This window comes from Actinomadura verrucosospora (genome assembly GCF_039540335.1).
GTDB classification, from domain to species: Bacteria; Actinomycetota; Actinomycetes; order Streptosporangiales; family Streptosporangiaceae; genus Spirillospora; species Spirillospora verrucosospora.
This window is the reverse complement of the sequence record NZ_BAABEV010000029.1, coordinates 96,099-116,451: the sequence shown is the minus strand read 5'-3', so window position 1 is coordinate 116,451 and position 20,353 is coordinate 96,099. Positions and strand designations below refer to the sequence as shown.

The following is a 20,353-nucleotide window of genomic DNA, read 5'->3' as shown; positions in this document are numbered from 1 at the left end:
CGGCGGGTGTGGCGGGTCGCGCGTGCGGTGCCCGAGCCGGCGGCGTTGCGGGAGGCGGTGGGGCTGCTGCGGGGGGCGGAGCGTCCGTTGGTCGTGGCGGGCGGCGGGGTGATCTATTCCGGTGCGGTCGAGGAGTTGGGGGTGCTGGCCGAGGCGACCGGGGTCCCGGTGGCCGAGACGCAGGCGGGCAAGGGTTCGCTGGCGTGGGATCACCGGTGTTCGGTGGGGGCGGTGGGCGCGACGGGGACCACCGCGGCCAACGCTTTGGCGCGTGAGGCCGATGTGGTGGTGGGGATCGGGACGCGGTACAGCGATTTCACGACCGCTTCGCACAGCCTGTTCGCCCACCCCTCGGTGAGGTTCGTCAACATCAACGTCGCCCGCGCTGATGCGGTCAAGCTCGGGGGAGTGTCGGTCGTGGCCGACGCCCGCGAAGCGATCCGGGCGCTGGGCGAGGCGCTGGACGGCTGGTCGGTGCCCGAGTCGTATCGCGGCGAGGTGCGCGAGCGGGCGGAGCGGTGGAACGGTGTCGTCGACGCCGCGTTCGGAGGGCGGCAGGGGACGCCGCCGGCGCAGACGGAGATCATCGGGATCGTCAACGCCGAGGCCGGGCCGCGGGACGTGGTGGTGTGCGCGGCCGGGTCGATGCCCGGCGACCTGCACAAGCTGTGGCGGGCGCGCGATCCCAAGGGCTACCACGTCGAGTACGGCTACTCCTGCATGGGCTACGAGATCGCCGGGGGTCTGGGGGTGAAGATGGCCGCGCCCGACCGGGAGGTGTTCGTCCTGGTCGGTGACGGTTCCTACCTGATGATGGCCCAGGAGCTCACCACCGCCGTCGCCGAGGGGATCAAACTGGTCGTGGTCCTGGTCCAGAACCACGGCTACGCCTCCATCGGCAACCTGTCCGAGAGCGTCGGCGCCCAGCGCTTCGGCACCCGCCACCGCCTGCGCACCCCCACCGGCCTGGACGGCGACCCCATCCCCGTCGACCTCGCCGCCAACGCCGCCAGCCTCGGCGCCGACGTCATCCGCGCGGAAGGCGCCGGCGTCTTCAGGAAGGCGCTCCGCCAGGCGATCGCGTCGCCCCGCACGACGGTCGTGCACGTCGAGACCGACCCCCTCGCCGCGGGCCCGAGCAGCGAGGCGTGGTGGGACGTCCCGGTCGCCGAGGTCTCCGAACTGGACGACACGCGGCAGGCGCGCGCCCACTACGACGACAGCAAGAAGACCCAGCGACGTTACCTCTGAAAGGAACCCGATGCGTTCTATCCAGCACTGGATCGGTGGTGTCCCGGTCGGCGGGAGCACCACGGCCGCCGTCCACGACCCGGCGACGGGCCTGCGGTCGGGCGAGGTCGTGCTCGGGCGGCGCGCCGAGGTGGACCTGGCGGTGGGGACCGCCGCGCGGGCGTTCGAGTCGTGGTCGGAGGTGTCGCTGAGCCGGCGGGCGCGGATCATGTTCGCGCTGCGCGACCTGCTGGAGCGGCACGAGGACGAGCTGGCCCGCCTGGTCACCGCCGAGCACGGCAAGGTCCTGGACGACGCGCGCGGGGAGGTCGTGCGCGGCCGGGAGGTCGTCGAGTTCGCGTGCGGGATCGCGCAGGTGCTCAAGGGCGAGTACTCCGACCAGGTGTCGTCCGGGGTGGACGCGTTCTCGTTCCGGCAGCCGCTCGGCGTGTGCGCGGGGGTCGTCCCGTTCAACTTCCCCGTGATGGTCCCGCTCTGGATGCACCCGATCGCCATCGCCTGCGGCAACACGTTCGTGCTGAAGCCGAGCGAGCGCGTGCCCTCCGCGTCCAACCTGGTCGCCGAGCTGTACGCGCAGGCCGGGCTGCCGGACGGGGTGTTCAACGTGCTGCACGGCGACCGCGAGACCGCCGACGCGCTGATCACCCACCCGGACGTGGCGGCGGTGTCGTTCGTCGGGTCCACGCCCGTCGCGCGGCACGTCCACGAGGCGGCGGGCTCCGCCGGGAAGCGGGTCCAGGCGCTCGGCGGCGCGAAGAACCACGCGGTGGTCCTGCCCGACGCCGACCTCGACCTGGCCGCCGACCAGATCACGGCGGCGGCGTACGGATCGGCGGGCCAGCGCTGCATGGCGGTCTCCGTCGCGGTCGCCGTGGGGGCCGCCGCGGACCCGCTGATCGAGCGGCTCGCGGTCCGGGCCCGCGCGATCCGGGTCGGTCCTGGCGACGACCCGGCGAGCGAGATGGGGCCGCTGATCAGCGAGGCGGCGCGGCAGCGCGTCACCGGCCACGTCGAGGACGCCGAGCGGGCCGGCGCGAAGCTCGTCGTGGACGGCCGCGGCGCGGCCGGCCCCGGGTTCTTCGTCGGTCCCTGCCTGCTCGACGGCGTCGCCACCGGCATGGCGGCCTACCAGGAGGAGATCTTCGGACCGGTCCTGCTGGTGCTGCGCGCCGAGACCCTCGACGAGGCGATCGAGCTGATCAACGCCAACCCCTACGGCAACGGGACGGCGATCTTCACCTCGTCCGGGGAGGCGGCGCGGCGGTTCCAGCGCGCCGTGCACGTCGGGATGATCGGCGTGAACGTCCCCATCCCGGTGCCGATGGCGTTCTACTCCTTCGGCGGCTGGAAGGCGTCCCTGTTCGGTGACACCCACGTCCACGGGGCCGAGGGGGTGCGCTTCTACACCCGCGCCAAGGCCGTCACGTCCCGCTGGCCCGTCCCCGCCGCGGCCGACGGGGCCTCCTCAATGGCCTTCCCCACGGCGCGCTGAGGAGCCGCGCACGGTGGTGAGCGCCTCGCCGAGGGACAGGACGTCGGCGTACTTGGCGCCGAGGTCCAGCAGGTTCGCCTCGTGCAGGCGGGGATCCCGGTCGCCGCAGGCCTCGTCCACCACCAGCGGGCGGAACCCGTGCTGCAGCGCGTCGGTCGCGGTGGCGCGGATGCAGCCGCTGGTGGTGAGCCCGCAGATCAGCACGGTGTCGATGCCGGACGCGGTCAGGGTGGCCGCCAGGGACGTGCCGTGGAACGCGCTGGCGTACTGCTTGGTCACCACGGTCTCCCCGGGGCGGGGGGCCGCCCCCTCGGCGAAGTCGCCGAGGGGGCTGCCCTCCTCGAACACGCGGAGCGCGGGGATCTTGCGGCGGAACAGGCCGCCGTCCGCGCCTCCCTGCTGGTAGCTCACCCGGGTGAACAGCACGGGCAGCCCGGCCGCCCGGCCCGCCTCGATCAGGCTCGCGGCGGCGGCCACCGCGCCCTCGACCGGGGCGCGCAGCGGCGACCCGTCCACCAGGTAGGCGCGGACGAGGTCCACCGCCAGCACCGCCGGCGACCGGCCGCAGCCGAGGCCGCGGCCGAATCCCGACGCACGGTAGCCGGCGGCGAGGTCGTCGCTCACCGGCGGTCCCGGAGCGCGGCGGCGGACCGCACGTCGACCGGCGGGCGCGGCGCGGGAAGGCCCGTCTCCTCCTCGCAGCGGGCGAGGATCTCCTCCAGCGGCGGGCCCATGTCGAACACCGGGATCTCCGTCCGCTCCGCGGCCGTCCTCGCCCGCAGCAGGCCGGTGGCCTCCTCGTCGAGGACGCCTCCGGCGGTACAGACGACGCCGTAGCCGTCGCGCGCGCCGTCCGCGGTGACCAGGCCGCGCAGCACCTCCAGCGCGACCAGCTCGGCGGGACGGGCGAGCGGGTCGCCCCACCCGCCGCCGCCCCAGGTCACGAAGTGCAGGACGTCCCCGGGCCCGACCGCGACATCGTGGATCTTGCTGGGCAGCACCTCCCGGGTGCCGTCCGCCCGCTCGATCCACTTGCGGCCCCGCTCGCCCGGGCGCCCGCCGTTCACGCCCCACGGGTAGGTGAGCCAGCGGTCGTCGTGGATCGCGATCGTGCCGGGCTCCTCGAAGCGGTACGCGACGTCGACCCCGTTGCCGCCCCGGTGCAGGCCCGCGCCGCCGGAGTCGGCGATCGTCTCCCACCGCTCGACGCGCAGCGGGTAGTACGACTCCAGGTACTCGCAGGGGATGTTGACGAAGGACGGCCACAGCGAGTGCCCGTCCGGGCCGTCCCCGACGGGGCGCCCCGGCACGCCGCCGAACCCGATCGAGTACAGCTGGAACCACTCGCCCTCGCGCGGCCCCGAGCCGTAGTGGCCCGAGTACATGAAGTGCGGCGAGGACGAGAAGCCGGCCGCGTTGAGGATCTCCGGGTTGGTCTGGCCGAGCAGCCCGCCGAACAGGTCGAACACCCGGCCGATGCCGTGGTTGCGGGCGTTCAGCGCCGCCGGGTGGCGCGGCTTCCAGAACGAGTCCTCGGGGATCGTCACGTCGATCAGCGGGTAGAAGCCGTCGTTCCAGAGGATCTGCGGGTCCGCGACGGTGATCACGTAGATGCCGAAGAACATCCGGACGAGGTTCTCGTTGATGAAGTAGTTCACCGGCCCGACGGCCTGCGGAGCGGCGTGCGAGAAGTCCAGATGGATCTTCTCTCCGGTCCGGGTGAGCGAGATCTTCAGCTCGTACGGGCCGTACCCGCAGCCGTCGTCGCAGATGTAGTCGGCGAACTCCAGCGTCCGGCCGTCCTCGAAGAGGGTGGCCAGCAGCACCTTCATGGCCTGGTAGTTGCGGTCGAGCAGGGCGTCCAGCGCCGACAGGTACGTCTCGACGCCGAACCGGGCGCACAGCTCGGAGACCCGCCGCGCGGCCGTGGTGCACGCGGCGACCAGGCCGTTCAGATCGGCGCGGTTCCAGTCGGGCATGCGCACCTGATTGAGGATGATGCGCAGCGCCGGCTCGTTCAGCACGCCGCCCTCGTACAGCTTGAACGGCGGGACGACCACGCCCTCCTCGTAGATGGTGCGGGCGTCGGCGGGCATCGAGCTGGGCGTCTTGCCGCCCACGTCCGACATGTGCCCGAACATCGAGGACCAGCCGACCAGCCGTCCCTCGTGGAAGATCGGCACCACCAGCAGCCAGTCGTTGGCGTGGCTGATCGCGGCCCCGCACGCGTACGGGTCGGACGTCATGAGGATGTCGCCCTCGCCGATCGTCCCGTCGAAGTTCTCCAGGAAGTCGGGGACCGAGAGCCCGAACTGGCCGACGACCATCTTCCCCGACGGGTCGGCGATCAGCGGGAACTCGTCGTGCTGCTCGCGGATGCCCGGGGACAGCGCGGTGCGGAAGAGCACCTCGTCCATCTCCTGGCGGGCGTTGCGCAGCGCGTTCTCGATGATGTCCAGGGTCACCGGGTCGACGTCGACGCGGCCGGCCGGCGCGGTCGCGGTCTGCAGGATCTCGGCCATCAGCCCTCCTCGTTCAGCGGACGGATCAGCAGGCTGCCGCTGGGGTGCACGGTCGCGGCGTGCCCGGCCAGCACGAGGGTGGTGGAGTCCATCTCCACCACCACGGCCGGCCCGGCCACGACGTCACCGGAGAGCAGCTTGGAACGGTCGTAGATGCGGGCGGGCGTCGTGGCGCCGTCCATCCACACCTCGGTCTCGCGGACGAGCGCGGCGGACGGGTCGCCCGACCCCTCCGGCAGGACGCGCCAGGCGACCCGCGGGCGCGGACCGCTCACCGTGACCCGCAGGTTGATCACCTCGCGCTCGTTGCCGAGCAGGAAGGAGAACAGCCGCTCGTGCTCGGCGTCGAACGCGGCGCCCAGCCCGGCCAGCAGCTCGCCGTCGACGGTGGCACGGTCCACCTCGACCGGGATCTCGAAGCCCTGCCCGTGGTAGCGCAGGTCGATCTGGTACGTCGCGGTCTGGCTCGCGCGCGGCACGCCCTCCGCCTCCAGCCGCGCGGCGGCGGCGTCGGCCAGTTCGGCGAGCGCGGTGCGCAGCTCGTCGTCGTCGAGGGTGGAGAAGCGGCGCACCATCGTCCGGGCGCTCTCGTCGCGCGGGCAGGTGGTCGCGTCGCCGTAGGCGCACAGGACCCCCGGCGACGGCGGAACGATCACCGGCCAGGAGCCGGTCAGCCGGCCGAGGGCGTTGGCGTGCAGGGGGCCCGCGCCGCCGAACGACATCAGCGCGAAGTCGCGGGGGTCGTAGCCCTGCCGGACGCTGATCAGGCGGAGCGCGCCGAGCATGTTCTCGTTGACGATGTCGATCACGCCGGCCGCCGCGGCCTCGACGCTCGGCAGGCCCATCGCGTCGGCGATGGAGCGCATCGCCTTGCGGGCCGCCTCGGCGTCCAGCGCGATCTCGCCGCCGGCCAGCCGCGTCGGGAGGTAGCCGAGCACGACGTTGGCGTCGGTCACGGTCGGGTCGGTGCCGCCCGCCCCGTAGGCGGCGGGGCCCGGGTCGGCGCCCGCCGACTGCGGGCCGACCCGCAGCGCCCGGGTCAGCTCCGGGACGTGCGCGATCGAGCCGCCGCCCGCGCCGACCGTGCGGACGTCCACGCTGGTGGCGCGGACGGTGAGGTCGCCGACGGTGGTCTCCCGGCCGATCCGGGGGCGCCCGCCGAGCACCAGCGCGACGTCGGTGGACGTGCCGCCCATGTCGAAGGTGAGGAAGTCGGGGAACCCGGCCTGCTCGGCGAACCAGACCGCGCCCGTCACCCCGCCGGCCGGGCCGGACAGCAGCAGCGAGACCGGGTCCTCGGCCGCCTTGGCGGCCTTGGTGAGCCCGCCGTCGCTGCGCAGCACCGACAGCGGCGCGTCGATCCCGCTCGCGCTCAGCGACCGGTCCAGGTTGCCCACGTACCGGGCCACCTCGGGCTGGACGTAACTGTTCGCCACGGTGGTGACGGTGCGCTCGTACTCCCGCATCTCCGGCAGGACGTGGCTGGACAGCGAGACCGGCACCCCGGGCAGCTCCTCGGCGGCGAGCTCCGCCACCCGCCGCTCGTGCGCGTCGTTCGCGTAGGAGTTGATCAGCGAGACGGTCAGGGCCTCGATGCCGGCGCCGCCGAGCCGCCGCAGCTCCGCCCGCGCGCGGTCCTCGTCCAGCGGGGCGACGACCGAGCCGTCGGCGGCGATCCGTCCCGGGATCTCCACGGTGTGCTCCAGCCGGGCCAGCGGCTCCGGCTTCGGCCAGATGATCCAGCCGGCGAGGCCGCCGGGGACGAACGACCGGCCGATCTGCAGGACCTGCCGGAACCCCTCGGTGGTCACCAGCCCGACCCGGGCGCCCCGGCCCTGGAGGATCGCGTTGGTCGCCACGGTGGTGCCGTGCAGGACGTGCGCCACCTCGCGCATCTCGATCCCGGCGTCCCGGCACACCTTGCGGATGCCGTTCAGCACGCCCTCCGACTGGTCCGCCGGAGTGGACGCCGTCTTGGCGCGGTGGCTGACGCCGGTCCGCTCGTCGACCAGCAGCACGTCGGTGAACGTGCCGCCCACGTCGACGCCCAGTCGATAACCCATCTGCTCTCCCGGTGCTGTGCTCAGATGACGCCGCGCTGCGACAGCGCGGCGATCTCGTCTTCTGGTAGGTCGAGGAGGCCGCCGTAGACCTCCCGGTTGTGCTCGCCGAGCCCGGGGCCGGGCCGGCGGACCGACCCCGGGGTCTCGCTGAGCCTGGGGAACGCGTTGTGCATCGGGAGCTCGCCGAAGTCCGGGTGGACGAGGCGCACGATCGCCTCCCGGGCGGCGAAGTGGGGATCGTCGAACATGTCCTTGGCGGTGTAGATGCGGCCGGCCGGGACGCCGCCGGCGTGCAGCCGCTCCAGCAGCTCCCCGGTCCCGATCCCGGCCGACCAGGCCGAGATGATCTCGTCCAGCTCGGCCATGTTCCGGCCCCGGTCGGCGTGCCCGGCGAACCGGGGGTCGGCGCTCAGCTCGGGCCGCCCCATCGTCGCGGCGAGCCGTCCGAACACGGTGTCCTGGTTGGCGGCGATGAGGATCATCTCGCCCGACGCGGTCGGGTAGACGTTGCTGGGCGAGACGTTGGGCAGCACGGACCCGGTCCGCTCGCGCTGGTACCCGGCGACCGCCCACTCGGGCAGCAGCGACTCCATCATCGCCAGCACCGCCTCGTAGATCGCCGAGTCGACGACCTGGCCGCGTCCGGTGGCGTGCCTGCGGTGGACGGCGACGAGCGCGCCGATGGTGGCGAACACCGCCGCCAGCGAGTCGCCAAGCGAGATACCGGCGCGGGCGGGCACGCCGCCGGGGTCGCCGGTGACGTAGCGGATCCCGCCCATCGCCTCGCCGATCGACCCGTATCCGGCCCGGGGCGCGTAGGGGCCGGTCTGCCCGAACCCGGACACGCGCACCAGGATCAGTCCGGGGTTCGTCTCGCGGAGCCGGTCGAAGTCCATCCCCCAGCGCTCCAGCGTGCCGGGGCGGAAGTTCTCGACCACGATGTCGGCGCGCCCGATGATCCGCCGGGCGAGGTCCTGCCCCTCGGGGGTGCGCAGGTCGCAGGTCACCGACTTCTTGTTGCGGGCGACCACCGGCCACCACAGGGACTTGCCGTGCGGCTTCTCGCGGCCCCACTGGCGCATCGGATCGCCGGCGCCGGGCGACTCCAGCTTGATCACCTCCGCGCCGAAGTCGCCGAGCAGCTGGCCGCAGAACGGTCCGGCGAGCAGCTGCCCCATCTCCACGACGCGCAGGTCGGCGAGCGGGCCCCTGGCGTCCGGCGCGGCGCCGTCGTGCGTTGACATCTACCCGGTCCTCGTTTCCGTGTGGTCGTTCCGGTCGTTCCGGTCGTTCCGGTCGTCCGGGGCGGGGGCGGCGCGCAGCAGCACCGCCTTGGCGGCGAGCACGTGCGCCCGCATCACCGACTCGGCCCACGTCCCGTCCCGGGCGCGCAGCGCGGCGGCCAGCTCGCGGTGGTGGGCGGAACTGCGGGCCAGGTCGGCGGGGGAGTAGCGGTGGAAGGTCCGCATCACGAGCGGGAGCTGCACCACCGCGTTGAGCATGGACACGAGCCGGCCGCTGGCGGCGGCGGCGCGGACGATGTCGTGGAACTCGGCGTTGAGCTCGGCGACCCGGTCCAGGTCCTGGCCGGCGCCCGGCTCGACGGCGGCCTCCATCAGGCGGCACAGCTCGTCCATCTGGTCCACGTCGGCGTCGGTGACGCGGGCGGCGGCGCGCCGCGCGGCGGCGCTCTCCAGCAGCATCCGCAGGTCGTAGATCTCCTCCAGGTCCTCGGCCGTCCAGTCCGGGACCCGCGCGCCGCGGTGCGGCAGCACCTCCACCAGGCCCTCGACCTCCAGCCGCCGCAGCGCCTCCCGGACGGGCGTCCTGCTGGAGCCGGTGGCCTCGGCCAGCTCGGCCTCGCCGAGGCGCGCCCCGGGCGGGTGGACACCGTCGAGGATGTCGGCGCGCAGCCGTGTGTAGACACGGTCCACGGCACGGACCATCCGAACCTCCTCGGGTCGATTGCATGCAAGATAGACAGAACGTGAGCCTTGACACAAGAGACTTCCCAGGACAATCCTGCAGATGGCTCTGGATTGCATACAAAGGATGCTCATGGTCGAGATCATCGAGGTGGCGCCCCGGGACGGGCTGCAGAACGAGTCGGCGATCCTCGCGACCGCCGACAAGGTGCGGCTCATCGAGCGCAGCGTCGCGGCGGGCCTGCGGCGGATCGAGGCCGTGAGCTTCGTGAACCCGAAGCGGGTCCCGCAGATGGCCGACGCCGAGGCGGTGATGGAGCGGCTCCCCAGGCCGGACGGCGTCAGCTACGCGGGGCTCGTCCTCAACCGGCGCGGGCTCGACCGCGCGCTCGCCGCCGGAGTGGACGAGATCAACGTCGTCGTGGTGGCCACCGACGAGTTCAGCCGGCGCAACCAGGGCTGCACGGTCGAGGAGGGCGTCGCCGCCTGGGCCGCCATCGCCGCGGACGCCGGCGCCGCCGGCGTCCGCCGCACCGTCACGATCGCCGCGGCCTTCGGCTGCCCCTTCGAGGGCGAGGTCCCCGCGGACCGCGTGCTCGACCTGGTCCGGCGGGTCGCCGAGAGCGGGCCCGACGAGATCGCCGTGGCCGACACGATCGGTGTCGGCGTCCCCGCCCAGGTCCGTGCGCTGCTGACGGGCGCCGCGGAGATCGCCCCCGGCGTGCCGCTGCGCTGCCACTTCCACAACACCCGCAACACCGGCTACGCCAACGCCCTCACCGCCCTCGACTGCGGGGCGAGCGCCCTGGACGCCAGCGCCGGCGGCTTCGGAGGCTGCCCGTTCGCGCCCGCCGCCACCGGCAACATCGCCACCGAGGACCTGCTGTACGCCCTGGACCGCTCGGGCGTCGACACCGGCGTCTCGATGTCCGCGGTCGCCGGGACGGCGGCCTGGCTCGGCGACCGCCTCGGCAGGCCGGTCCCGGCCCTGCTCGGCCGCGCGGGTCCGTTCCCCGCCGGAGCGGCGGTGCGGGACGGCTAGGGGGCGAGCAGGCCGTCGTCGCGGATCGTGCGGAGGACGTCGCGGGCCGCTTCGAGCGTGCGGTCGATGTCCTCCGCCGTGTGGGCGGCGGAGATGTGGTTGCGCTTGAGCGACAGGGGGAGCATCAGGAAGCCGCGGTCGGTCATGCGGCGGTGGAACGCCACGTAGGCGGCGTCGTTGTTGCGCATGAGGTCGCGGTAGCCGCGGATCGGGCCCTCGGTGAAGTAGAGGGCGAACACGCCGCCGAAGCCCGCCGCGGTCCCCGCGATGCCCAGTTCCGCGCAGATGCCGGTGAGCCCGGCGCGTACACGGTCGCCGAGGGCGTGGGTGCGCTGGTAGAAGTCCGGGTGGTCGCGCAGGTAGGTGATGGTGGCGATGGCCGCCGCGGAGGAGACCGGGTTGCCGTTGAAGGTCCCGGCCAGCAGCACGTCGCCGCCCGCGGAGCTGAAACGCTCCATCAGCCGCCGGGGTCCGGCGAGGCCGGCGATCGGGTACCCGTTGCCCATCGCCTTGCCGAAGGTGGTCAGGTCCGGCAGCACGCCGCAGACCTCCTGGTAGCCGCCCGGCGCGTGGCGGAAGCCGGTGATCACCTCGTCGAAGACCAGCAGGGAGCCCCGCTCGGCGGTCAGGGCGCGCAGCCCCTCCACGAACTCCCGGTCGGGCACCAGGGCGCCGACGTTGTGCGGGATCGGCTCCATGATCACTGCCGCGATCCGGTCCGGATGCCGCTCGTAGAGGGCGCGCACGGACTCCAGGTCGTTGAACTCGGCGATGAGCGTGGAGTCCAGCGCCTCCGGCAGGATGCCGCGCGACAGGGGGTCCTCGCCGTAGGCGCGGTCCGGCGCGGAGATCACGTTGCGGGCGACGGCGTCGTGCCAGCCGTGGAAGCCGCCCTGGAACTTGACGATCAGCGGGCGGCCGGTGACGGCCCGGGACAGCCGGACCGCCTGCGCGGTGGCCTCGCTGCCCGACATCGCCGAGATCATCTGCTCGGCGGACGGGATCGTCTCGACGACCAGCCGGGCGAGCTCGATCTCGGTCTCGGTGACGCCCCAGCCGACCAGGTCGAGCCCGCCGACGGCGGCGCGCACCGCGTCGTCCACCTCGGGCGCGGCGTGGCCCAGCAGGATCGCGCCGAACGCCGCGTGGTAGTCGAGGTAGCGGCGGCCGTCGGCGTCGGTGACATGCGCCCCGGACGCCGCGGTGAGCGCGTGCGGCGCGCCGACCAGGCGGGTCGCGGAGTTGACGCCGCCGGGGATCACGGTCCGCGCGGCGGCGAGCAGTTCCACGCCGCGCGATCTCTGCCCGGCCAGCTCGGCGGTGGTCATTCTGGGAGCCCCCAAGTGGTTGACGAAGATGGTCGGAGCCGTTCGGTCGAATAGTTCATGGAAAGGTGTTCCATGTCAACAGTCCAGAAATCAGGCTTGTTCTGACCAGGGTGAGCTCGGAGTTTTTTCCGGCCGACCCTTGACATGGGAATGGTCTGACGATCAGGATCCGTCGGCATGGAATCCCATTCCGTGCCGCTTCCGGTGCTGGTCGTCGGCACCGGTTTCATCGCCGCGCAGCACGCCGCGGCGATCCATGCCGAACCCCGGCTGGAGCTCGTCGGCGTGGTCGACGTCGACCCGGCGCGGGCCGCCGCGGCGTCCCGCGCCAACGGCGGCGTCCCGGCCTTCACCGACCTCGCCGCGGCGCTGGCCGGGACCGGCGCGGGCGGCTGCGTCGTGTGCACTCCGAACGACACGCACGCCGGCATCGCCGTCCAGATCGCCGAGGCGGGCGCCCATCTGCTGATCGAGAAGCCGCTCGCGACCGAGGTGGCCGGGGCCCGGCGCGCCGTGGAGGCGTTCGCCGCGGCCGGGCGGGTGCTGATGCCCGCGCACAGCCACCGCTACTACGACTACGCGCGGACGGTCCGGGACGTCCTGCGCTCCGGCGAGCTCGGCACGGTCGACCTCGTCCGGCTGTCCATCCTCGGCGGCTGGATCTGGCCGGACTGGCGCGGCTGGATGCTCGACCCCGTCCGGTCCGGCGGCCATGCCCTGCACAACGGCGTCCACCTGCTGGACCTCGTCACCTGGTGGACGGGCGACACCCCGGAGACCGTGTACGCGCGCGGCCGCCGCCAGACCGCCGCCGAACTCGGCGTCCACGACTACCTGGAGATGACGGTCGCGTTCAGCGGCGGCGCGACCGCCGTGTGCGAGATGAGCCGCGGGCACCGCCCGGCCTCGCTCGCCCGCCGCGACGTGGTGGTCGCCGGCACCGGCGGGATCCTCACGCTCCCCTGGGACGGCGAGGCCGGGACCGTCACCGACGAGACGGGAACCTCCCTGCTCCCGCCCGGCGGCGCCGACGGTTTCGCCGCCCAGATCGGCGCCTGGGCCGACGCCGTCACCGGAGGCCCGCAGGCCGTGACCGGCGCGGACGGGCTGCTGGCCGTGGCCATGGGCGTCGCCGCCGAACGATCGATCGCGACCGGTGCGCCCGTCCGCGTCGCCGACGTCCTGAAGGAGGCGCCCTGATGCGCGCGCTGAGGGTGCTGCCCTGGGGGTCCGGCGGGTTCGGGACCCAGGACCACCAGCACGACATGTACCTTCCCGCGTTCCACGAGCACGCCGGGTTCACGGTCGTGCGGAGCGGGCTCACCGACCTCGCGGCGGCCGTCCGGGAGTCGGGCGCCGAGGTCGTGTCCGTGTGCGCGCCGCCCGCCGAGCGCGCCGCCACCGTCGTCGAGGCCCTGCGCGCCGGCTGCCACGTCCTCGCCGACAAGCCGCTCGCCCTGGACGTCGCCGGGGTCGAGGCGATCGCCGCGGTGGCGGCGGAGACGGGCCTGGTCTGCATGCCCGCGCACCACCACCGGTTCGGCGCGGCCGTCCAGGCCGCCGGAAGGGCGCTCGCCTCGGGACGCGTCGGGCTGCCCTGGAACGTGCAGGCCGACTTCCTCGTCGACGGCGGCGACCCCTGCCCGGACGGGGAGCTCGCCAACTTCGGCCTCTACCCCGTGGACGTGGTGCGGGCCCTCACGGGTCAGGCCGTCCGCCGCGTGCACGCCCTGCCGGCCGGCGGGCGCGGCACGATCACCGTCCTCCTGCTCGACCACGAGCACGGCCTGACCAGCACGATCACCGTCGGCCGGCTGCGCGGCACCGCGGACGCCCCGGGCATGGCGCTGCACCGCTACCGCGTCAGCGGGTCCGGCGGGGTCATGGACGTCGACGCCGCCCGCCCGGGCGCGTCCCTGCGGACGGTGACGGGCAACCGCACCGCCTGGCACGGCCCCGGCACCGTCGGCCGGATGCTCACCGCCCTGCACACCGCCGTCGTCACCGGGCGCCCGCCGGAGGCCGGCCCGGCCGACGCCCTCGCCGCGCTGCGCGTCACCCGCGCCGCGGCCCGCTCGCTCGCCCTCGGCACGCCCGTGCCGATCGACTCCCCGGAGGTCTGAACCATGAAGTTCGCGACGTACCGCCTGCCGGACGGCACGGTCCGCCACGGCGAGGTCGTCGACGGCGGCCGCGTCACCGACCTCGGGCCCGGGGACCTCTCACCCGTGGTCGCCGCGCTGGCCGGCGGCGGACCCGGCTCGGTGCCGTCCGGCGAGCGGGCCCGCGCCCTGGACGAGGTGACCCTCCTCGCGCCGCTGCTGCGTCCCGGCAAGGTCCTCGCGGTCGCCGCCAACTACCAGGAGCACGTGACCGAGACGGGCGGGGAGCCGATCGACAAGGCGCGGATCTCGCCGCGGCTGTTCATCAAGCCCGCCACCTCCGTCAGCGGCCCCGGCGAGGAGATCGCGCTGCCGTCCGTCAGCCCCAGCGTCGACTGGGAGGCGGAACTGGTCGCGGTCATCGGGAGCGGCGGCAGGGACATCCCCGTCGAGGACGCCCTCGCCCACGTCGCCGGCTACACGGTCGGCAACGACGTGTCGGCGCGGCGGATGGACTACGGCCACGAGCGCGACACCGCCGACCCGGCGGTCGCGTTCTTCGACTGGCTGAACGGCAAGTGGCTCGACGGGTTCGCCGCGCTCGGCCCCTACCTCGTCACCGCCGACGAGGTGCCCGACCCGCAGAAGCTCGAGGTGACCCTGGAGGTCAACGGGCGGGTCCGGCAGCACGGCGACACCGGTCAAATGATCTTCAGCGTCGCGGAGCTGGTGGCGTTCGCGTCCCGGCTGATGACGCTGGAGCCCGGCGACGTGCTCTACACGGGCACGCCGTCCGGGGTGGGACTGGCATCGGGGGAGTTCCTGTCCGCAGGCGACGAGATGACCGTGCGCGTGAGCGGGCTCGGAAGCCTGGTGAACCGCGTCCGCTGAGCGGACCAGTGGCCGGGCGCGCTCCCGGCCACCGCCGAGAAGAGGCAAGTCAATGACCATTCGTTCCGGCAGACCGACGGCCGGCGCGACCCGGCGGGCCGTCGCGGCCGTGCTGGGCGGCGCCCTCGCGGCAGCCGCGCTCGCCGCCTGCAGCTCCGACCCGACGCAGAAGTCCTCCGGCGGCGATGCCGGCGTGCTGAACATGTACCTGTACCAGAAGCCGAAGACCTTCAGCCCCCTCGCGCCGAACAACGGCCCCGACCAGCTCGTCATGTCGTTCGTCTTCGACTCGCTGTACGGCGCGGACGCGTCCTACGGGCTGAAGCCGCACCTGGCCGCCGCGGCGCCGGAGGTGTCCGGCGACGCCAAGACGATCACCTTCAAGCTGAAGCCCGGCCTGAAGTGGAGCGACGGCGAGCCGCTCACCTCCAAGGACGTGGTCTTCACCTACACCGCCCTCGCCGACCCGGCGACGGGCAGCGCCCAGGCGGGCAAGTTCGCCGCGGTGACCGGCGCCAAGGCCCTGGCGGACGGCAAGGCCGACTCGCTGGCGGGGGTGACCGCGCCCGACGCCGCCACCGTGAAGATCACCACGACGCGGCCGGCGGCGGGCCTGCCCGGGCTGATCGGCGGCACCCCGATCCTGCCGGAGCACGTCCTCGGCGGCGTCCCGGCGAAGGGGCTCGGCGACAACGGGTTCTTCACCAAGCCGGCCGTGGGCTCGGGGGCGTTCACCTTCGTCGACTACAAGACCGACCAGTACGTGGAGCTGAAGGCCAACCCCCACTTCCGGGAACCGGTGTCGATCAAGAAGGTGTACCTGAAGCCGGTGACCTCGGACGTGGCCACCGCGCAGCTGCGCACCGGCGAGATGGACCTCACCCAGGTCTCGCCGACCGACCTTCCGACCGTCAGGAAGATGGACGGCGTCAAGGTGGTCTCGGCCAAGAGCCCCGGCTACACCCGGATCGCGCTCAACCAGACCCAGGGCCGGTTCAAGGACGCGCGCGTCCGGCAGGCCCTCCTCACCGCGATCGACCGCGAGGGCCTGGTCGGCAAGGTGCTCGGCGGGGCGGGCACGGTCGTGAACTCCAGCTTCTACGGGGACGCCGGCGCGTCGGCGAAGGAGGCCTACGCCTACGACCCCGGGAAGGCCAGGAGCCTGCTCGCCGCCGCCGGCTGGGACGGCTCCAAGCCCGTCACGCTGTCGTGGATCCCCGGACAGCGCGACCGCGACACCGCCGTGACGGTGATCCAGAGCCAGCTCAAGGCCGTCGGCGTGAACGTGGAGCTCAAGCAGGTGCAGGCGGACGAGCTGCTCTCCTCCTACGAGAAGAAGTCGTTCGACATGGCGCTGTTCGGCGGCGGCAACTACGCGACCGAGCCGTCCACCGTCGCGACCATCGACGCCTGCGACCAGGGCTACCCCGCGGGCGGCAACATCGGCCGCTTCTGCGACCCGAAGCTGGACGGCCTGCTGTCCCGGGCCGACGCGGTCGCCGACCCGGCGCAGCGCACGAGCCTGTTCCAGCAGGCCGCCGGGGTCGAGAACGCGCAGGTCCCGTACCTGTGGCTCTACAACCCGGACGCGGTCTGGGCCTACCGGACGCGCCTGTCGGGCTTCGAGCCGTGCGGCCTGCCGACCAACGAGGTCGGGACCTGGGACTTCGCGAACTGGAAGCTGAGCTGACCGGCCCGGGGCCGGGGCCGCTCGCCCCGGCCCCGGCCGGCACCGACGAGAGGGGGTGAGGCGTGGCGGCCTATGTCGTCCGGCGCCTGCTGGTGAACGCGCTCGTGTTCCTGCTGATCAGCGTCGGGATCTTCGTACTGGTGCGGGTCGCGCCGGGCGACCCGGTCCGCATGATGGTCGACCCCGAGCAGATGCGCGGGGGCGGCGCCGCCTTCATCGAGGCCAAACGGCACGAGCTGGGCCTGGACCGGTCCGTCGTCGTCCAGTACGGCCACTGGCTCTCGGGCGCGCTGCACGGCGACTTCGGCTACTCCTACGTCGGGCACCGCCCCGTCTCGGCGGTGCTCGGCGAGCGGGTCGGGCCGACACTGCAGCTCATGAGCGCCGCCCTGGTGGTCGCGCTCGCGGTGTCGATCGCGCTCGGCGTCGCCGCCGCGGTGCGCCGCAACACCGCGGTCGACTACGGCGCCACCGTCCTCGGCCTGGCCGCGGTGTCGGTGCCGCCGTTCTTCCTCGGCATCGTCGGGATCTACCTGTTCTCCCTGAAGTGGGGCGTGCTGCCGTCCGCCGGGATGACCACTCCGGGCGGCGGCGGCCCCGCCGACCAGCTCCGGCACCTGATCCTTCCGGGGCTGATCCTGGCGTTCGTCACCGCCGGGCCGTTCACCCGCTACGTGCGGGGCGGCCTGGTGGACGAGCTGGGCGCCGACTACGTCCGCACGGCCGAGGCCAAGGGCGCGTCCCGGGCCCGCGTCGTGCTGCGGCACGCGCTGCGCAACGCGCTGATCCCGCTGATCACCGTGGTGATGTACCAGATCCCGCAGATGCTGGCGGGCGCGGTGGTGATCGAGCAGGTCTTCGCCTGGCCCGGCATGGGGCAGCTCGCGGTCAGCTCGATCGGCCAGCACGACTACCCGGTGATCGTCGGGTTCGCGCTGTACGTGGCGGTGCTGGTGCTGCTCTGCAACCTGATCGCGGACGTGCTGTACGCCGTCGTCGACCCGAGAGTGAGCCTGCGATGACCGCGACGCCCGCCGGCGCGCCGGCCGAGAAGCTGAGAAGGCCCCGTCAGGGGAAGGCCGCGCCGCCCGGGAAGGGGCGGGGCGGCGAGGGCCGCGCCGGCTCCGCCTCGCCCCGGGCGCGCGCCGTGCGCCGGTTCCGCCGCAACCGCCTCGCCGTCGCCGGGAGCGCCGTGCTCGGCGCGGTCGTCCTGGCGTCGCTGCTGGCGCCGCTGATCGCCGCGCATCCGAACGCGGTGGACCTGGACGCGGTCCGCGAGGCCCCGTCCGGCGCGCACTGGTTCGGCACCGACACCTCCGGCCGCGACGTGTTCGCCCGCACCCTGCACGCCGGACGGGTGTCGCTGCTGGTCGGCCTGGCCGCCGCGCTCGGCGCGGTCGTGGTCGGCACGCTGTTCGGCTCGGTGTCCGGGCTGTTCGGCGGCGTGGCCGACAACGTGATCATGCGGATCGCCGACATCGTCATGTCGTTCCCGACCGTCGTGGTGATCCTGGTGCTCGCCGGGATCGTCGGGCCGAGCGTGACCGTGCTGATCGTCGCCATCGGGCTGACGCAGTGGCCGGTCGCGGGCCGGGTGGTGCGGGGCGTGACGCTGTCGCTGCGCGACCGCGAGTACATCCAGGCGGCCGAGGCGAGCGGGGCGAACGCGTGGTGGCTGATCCGCAAGCACATCGTCCCCGCGGCGCTGGCGCCGGTCACCGTGACCGGCACCCTGGCCGTCGCGCAGGCGATCATGCTGGAGACCACCGCGTCCTTCCTCGGGCTCGGCGTGCGGCCGCCGCAGGCGAGCTGGGGGAACATGCTGAACGACGCGCAGAACCTGACGCTGATCCAGACGATGCCGTGGCTGTGGATACCGCCGGGCGTGGCGATCGCCGTGACGGTCCTCGCCGTCAACTTCGTCGGGGACGGGCTCCGCGACGCCGTCACGCCGGGGGGACGGACATGAGCGCGCCCGCCGGGAAGGCGACCCCGCGGGAGACCCCGGGGCGCGCGGACGGACGCCCGCTGCTGGAGATCGAGGACCTGGTCGTCGAGTTCGCCGGCGACGAGGGGACCGTCCGGGCCGTGGACGGCGCCGGGTACACCGTCGCGCCGGGCGAGACGCTCGGCGTGGTCGGCGAGTCGGGATCGGGCAAGAGCGTCACGGCGATGTCCGCGCTCGGGCTGGTCAGGCCGCCGGGCCGGGTCGTGTCGGGACGCGTCGTGTTCGACGGGGCCGACCTGCGCGCGATGCCCCCGCGCGAGCTGCGCCGGCTGCGCGGCGGCCGGATCGCGATGATCTTCCAGGATCCGATGACCGCGCTGAACCCCGTCCTGTCGGTCGGCGCGCAGATCCGCGAGGCGCTGCGGCTGCACCGGCCGGGCATGTCCCGCTCGCAGGCGCGCGAGCGCGCCGCCGAGCTGCTGACCCTGGTCGGGGTGCCGGGCGCGGAGCGGCGGCTGAAGCAGTACCCGCACGAGTTCTCCGGCGGGATGCGGCAGCGCGCGATGATCGCGATGGCCATCGCCAACGACCCCGACCTGCTGATCGCGGACGAGCCGACGACCGCCCTGGACGTGACCGTCCAGGCCCAGGTCCTGGACCTGCTGCGGCTGACCCGGCGGGAGACGGGCGCCGCCACCGTGCTGATCACCCATGATCTCGGCGTGGTCGCCGAGCTCGCCGACCGGGTCGCGGTGATGTACGCGGGGCGGGTCGTCGAGCACGGCCCCGTCGAGGCGATCTTCGACTCGCCCCGGCACCCCTACACGCGGGGGCTGCTGGAGAGCCTGCCCGCGCTGGACGGCGACGCCGGCGAGCTGACCCCGATCCCCGGTGCGCCGCCGGCGCCGGGCGAGATCGCGCGGGGGTGCGCGTTCGCGCCGCGCTGTCCGATGGCGCGGGACCGCTGCCGGGTGGAGCGCCCCGAACCCGCCCAGTCCGGTCCCGGGCGCGCGAGCGCCTGCCATTTCCACCACGAGATGGCCCCGCCCGGCGGGGAGAAGGGAGGCGACCGATGACCGTACCGGACGAGGTCCTCGGCGTCACCGGCCTCACCAGGCATTTCCCGGTGCGGTCGGGGCCGCTGCGCAGGCGGACCGGCAGCGTCCACGCCGTCGACGGCGTCGACTTCTCCCTGCGCGCCGGGCGGACGCTCGGCCTCGTCGGCGAGTCGGGCTGCGGCAAGACGACCACGGGGCGGATGGCGGTGCGGCTGCTGGAGCCCACCGCCGGCCGGATCGTCGTGGCCGGGCGGGACGTCACCCGCGCGCGCGGCGCCGAGCTCCGCGCCCTGCGCCGCGACCTGCAACTGGTGTTCCAGGACCCGTACGCGTCGCTGTCGCCGCGGATGACCGTGCACGACATCGTCGCCGAGCCGCTGCGCGTCCAGGGCCGCTACGGGGACGGGGGACCCGAGCGGGTCGCCGAGCTGCTCGACATGGTGCGGCTCGCGCCCTCGCACGCCCGCCGGTACGCCCACGAGTTCTCCGGCGGGCAGCGCCAGCGCATCGGGATCGCCCGCGCGCTCGCCCTCGGCCCGAAGGTCCTCGTGCTGGACGAGCCGGTCAGCGCCCTGGACGTCTCGATCCAGGCGCAGGTCGTCAACACGCTGCGGGAGCTCCAGCGCGAGCTGGGCGTGGCCTACCTGTTCATCTCGCACGACCTGTCGGTGGTGCGGCACGTCTCGCACGAGATCGCCGTGATGTACCTCGGGACGATCGTGGAGCGCGGCACCCGCGAGGAGATCTTCGGCGGTCCCGCGCACCCCTACACGCAGGCGCTCCTGTCGGCCGTGCCGCGCCCGCGTCCCGGCGCCCGCGGCGGACGCGAGCGGATCATGCTGACCGGGGACGTGCCGAGCCCGATCGACCCGCCCTCCGGCTGCCGGTTCCGCACCCGGTGCTGGAAGGCGCGCGACATCTGCGCGACCGAGACGCCGCCGCTCGTCGCCCACGCCGGGGCCGGCCATCCGACCGCCTGCCACTTCGCCGAGCCGGCCACCGCCTGACCCCGCCACCGTCCGACCCGCCATCGAAGGAGTC

The 20,353-nt window shown here is 73.8% G+C and carries 17 protein-coding genes; 11 read left to right on the top strand and 6 right to left on the bottom strand.

The genetic code is table 11. The features are described 5' to 3' along the window. Together ABD944_RS27505 and ABD944_RS27500 are read left to right on the top strand one after the other, a co-directional pair. Nucleotides 1–1,251 (top strand): thiamine pyrophosphate-dependent enzyme (locus ABD944_RS27505; protein WP_345181500.1); only part of this gene is annotated, 1,251 nt, incomplete at its 5' end. A gap of 10 nt (nucleotides 1,252–1,261) precedes the next feature. Continuing rightward, nucleotides 1,262–2,743, top strand: a complete 1,482-nt coding sequence (locus ABD944_RS27500) for a CoA-acylating methylmalonate-semialdehyde dehydrogenase (protein ID WP_345181497.1) — start codon at nucleotides 1,262–1,264, stop codon at nucleotides 2,741–2,743. Here the strand turns inward: ABD944_RS27500 and ABD944_RS27495 are convergent. The 5 genes from ABD944_RS27495 to ABD944_RS27475 are packed head-to-tail and all read right to left on the bottom strand — an operon-like array spanning nucleotide 2,717 to nucleotide 9,274. Continuing rightward, nucleotides 2,717–3,367 carry an isochorismatase family protein gene (locus tag ABD944_RS27495; RefSeq protein WP_345181495.1) on the bottom strand — a complete coding sequence of 217 codons (651 nt, stop codon included), beginning with the start codon at nucleotides 3,365–3,367 and terminating at the stop codon, nucleotides 2,717–2,719. The two genes, ABD944_RS27500 and ABD944_RS27495, sit on opposite strands and share 27 nt — an antisense overlap. After that, on the bottom strand, nucleotides 3,364–5,265 hold the full coding sequence (locus ABD944_RS27490) for a hydantoinase B/oxoprolinase family protein (protein WP_345181492.1): 1,902 nt from the start codon (nucleotides 5,263–5,265) through the stop codon (nucleotides 3,364–3,366). Before ABD944_RS27490 ends, ABD944_RS27495 begins: the two co-directional genes overlap by 4 nt. Beyond that, nucleotides 5,265–7,328, bottom strand: coding sequence for a hydantoinase/oxoprolinase family protein (locus ABD944_RS27485; RefSeq protein ID WP_345181490.1), 2,064 nt, complete (start codon nucleotides 7,326–7,328; stop codon nucleotides 5,265–5,267). The genes ABD944_RS27490 and ABD944_RS27485 overlap by 1 nt, the downstream gene beginning before the upstream one ends. 20 nt (nucleotides 7,329–7,348) lie before the next feature. Further along, nucleotides 7,349–8,572, bottom strand: coding sequence for a CaiB/BaiF CoA transferase family protein (locus ABD944_RS27480; RefSeq protein WP_345181488.1), 1,224 nt, complete (start codon nucleotides 8,570–8,572; stop codon nucleotides 7,349–7,351). Beyond that, nucleotides 8,573–9,274 (bottom strand): GntR family transcriptional regulator, encoded by a 702-nt coding sequence (locus ABD944_RS27475; protein WP_345181485.1) that lies wholly within the window; start codon nucleotides 9,272–9,274, stop codon nucleotides 8,573–8,575. Between the two features lie 112 nt (nucleotides 9,275–9,386). On the opposite strand from ABD944_RS27475, the gene ABD944_RS27470 reads away from it, so the two are divergent. Then, the gene (locus ABD944_RS27470) at nucleotides 9,387–10,295 is read left to right on the top strand and encodes a hydroxymethylglutaryl-CoA lyase (RefSeq protein WP_345181483.1); all 909 of its coding nucleotides are present in this window, start codon (nucleotides 9,387–9,389) and stop codon (nucleotides 10,293–10,295) included. Here ABD944_RS27470 and ABD944_RS27465 read toward each other — a convergent pair. Further along, nucleotides 10,292–11,623, bottom strand: coding sequence for an aspartate aminotransferase family protein (locus tag ABD944_RS27465; RefSeq protein WP_345181480.1), 1,332 nt, complete (start codon nucleotides 11,621–11,623; stop codon nucleotides 10,292–10,294). The two genes, ABD944_RS27470 and ABD944_RS27465, sit on opposite strands and share 4 nt — an antisense overlap. 177 nt (nucleotides 11,624–11,800) lie before the next feature. On the opposite strand from ABD944_RS27465, the gene ABD944_RS27460 reads away from it, so the two are divergent. The 8 genes from ABD944_RS27460 to ABD944_RS27425 all read left to right on the top strand — a co-directional run bounded on the left by ABD944_RS27460 (nucleotide 11,801) and on the right by ABD944_RS27425 (nucleotide 20,319). Continuing rightward, a complete protein-coding gene (locus tag ABD944_RS27460) occupies nucleotides 11,801–12,823 on the top strand; it encodes a Gfo/Idh/MocA family protein (RefSeq protein ID WP_345181478.1) in 1,023 nt (340 codons plus the stop codon). Beyond that, nucleotides 12,823–13,746, top strand: a complete 924-nt coding sequence (locus ABD944_RS27455; RefSeq protein WP_345181474.1) for a Gfo/Idh/MocA family protein — start codon at nucleotides 12,823–12,825, stop codon at nucleotides 13,744–13,746. The genes ABD944_RS27460 and ABD944_RS27455 overlap by 1 nt, the downstream gene beginning before the upstream one ends. Nucleotides 13,747–13,749: 3 nt before the next feature. After that, nucleotides 13,750–14,616: a fumarylacetoacetate hydrolase family protein gene (locus ABD944_RS27450; protein ID WP_345181471.1), complete on the top strand. Its 867-nt coding sequence runs from the start codon at nucleotides 13,750–13,752 to the stop codon at nucleotides 14,614–14,616. 52 nt (nucleotides 14,617–14,668) lie between these two features. Beyond that, nucleotides 14,669–16,306 carry an ABC transporter substrate-binding protein gene (locus tag ABD944_RS27445; protein ID WP_345181468.1) on the top strand — a complete coding sequence of 546 codons (1,638 nt, stop codon included), beginning with the start codon at nucleotides 14,669–14,671 and terminating at the stop codon, nucleotides 16,304–16,306. A gap of 62 nt (nucleotides 16,307–16,368) precedes the next feature. Further along, a complete protein-coding gene (locus ABD944_RS27440) occupies nucleotides 16,369–17,328 on the top strand; it encodes an ABC transporter permease (RefSeq protein WP_345181465.1) in 960 nt (319 codons plus the stop codon). Next, entirely contained in the window at nucleotides 17,325–18,275 is a 951-nt protein-coding gene (locus ABD944_RS27435) for an ABC transporter permease (RefSeq protein ID WP_345181462.1), read from the top strand. The genes ABD944_RS27440 and ABD944_RS27435 overlap by 4 nt, the downstream gene beginning before the upstream one ends. Further along, nucleotides 18,272–19,330 carry an ABC transporter ATP-binding protein gene (locus ABD944_RS27430; protein ID WP_345181459.1) on the top strand — a complete coding sequence of 353 codons (1,059 nt, stop codon included), beginning with the start codon at nucleotides 18,272–18,274 and terminating at the stop codon, nucleotides 19,328–19,330. Before ABD944_RS27435 ends, ABD944_RS27430 begins: the two co-directional genes overlap by 4 nt. After that, entirely contained in the window at nucleotides 19,327–20,319 is a 993-nt protein-coding gene (locus ABD944_RS27425) for an ABC transporter ATP-binding protein (protein ID WP_345181457.1), read from the top strand. Before ABD944_RS27430 ends, ABD944_RS27425 begins: the two co-directional genes overlap by 4 nt. The last annotated feature ends 34 nt before the right edge of the window (nucleotides 20,320–20,353 follow it).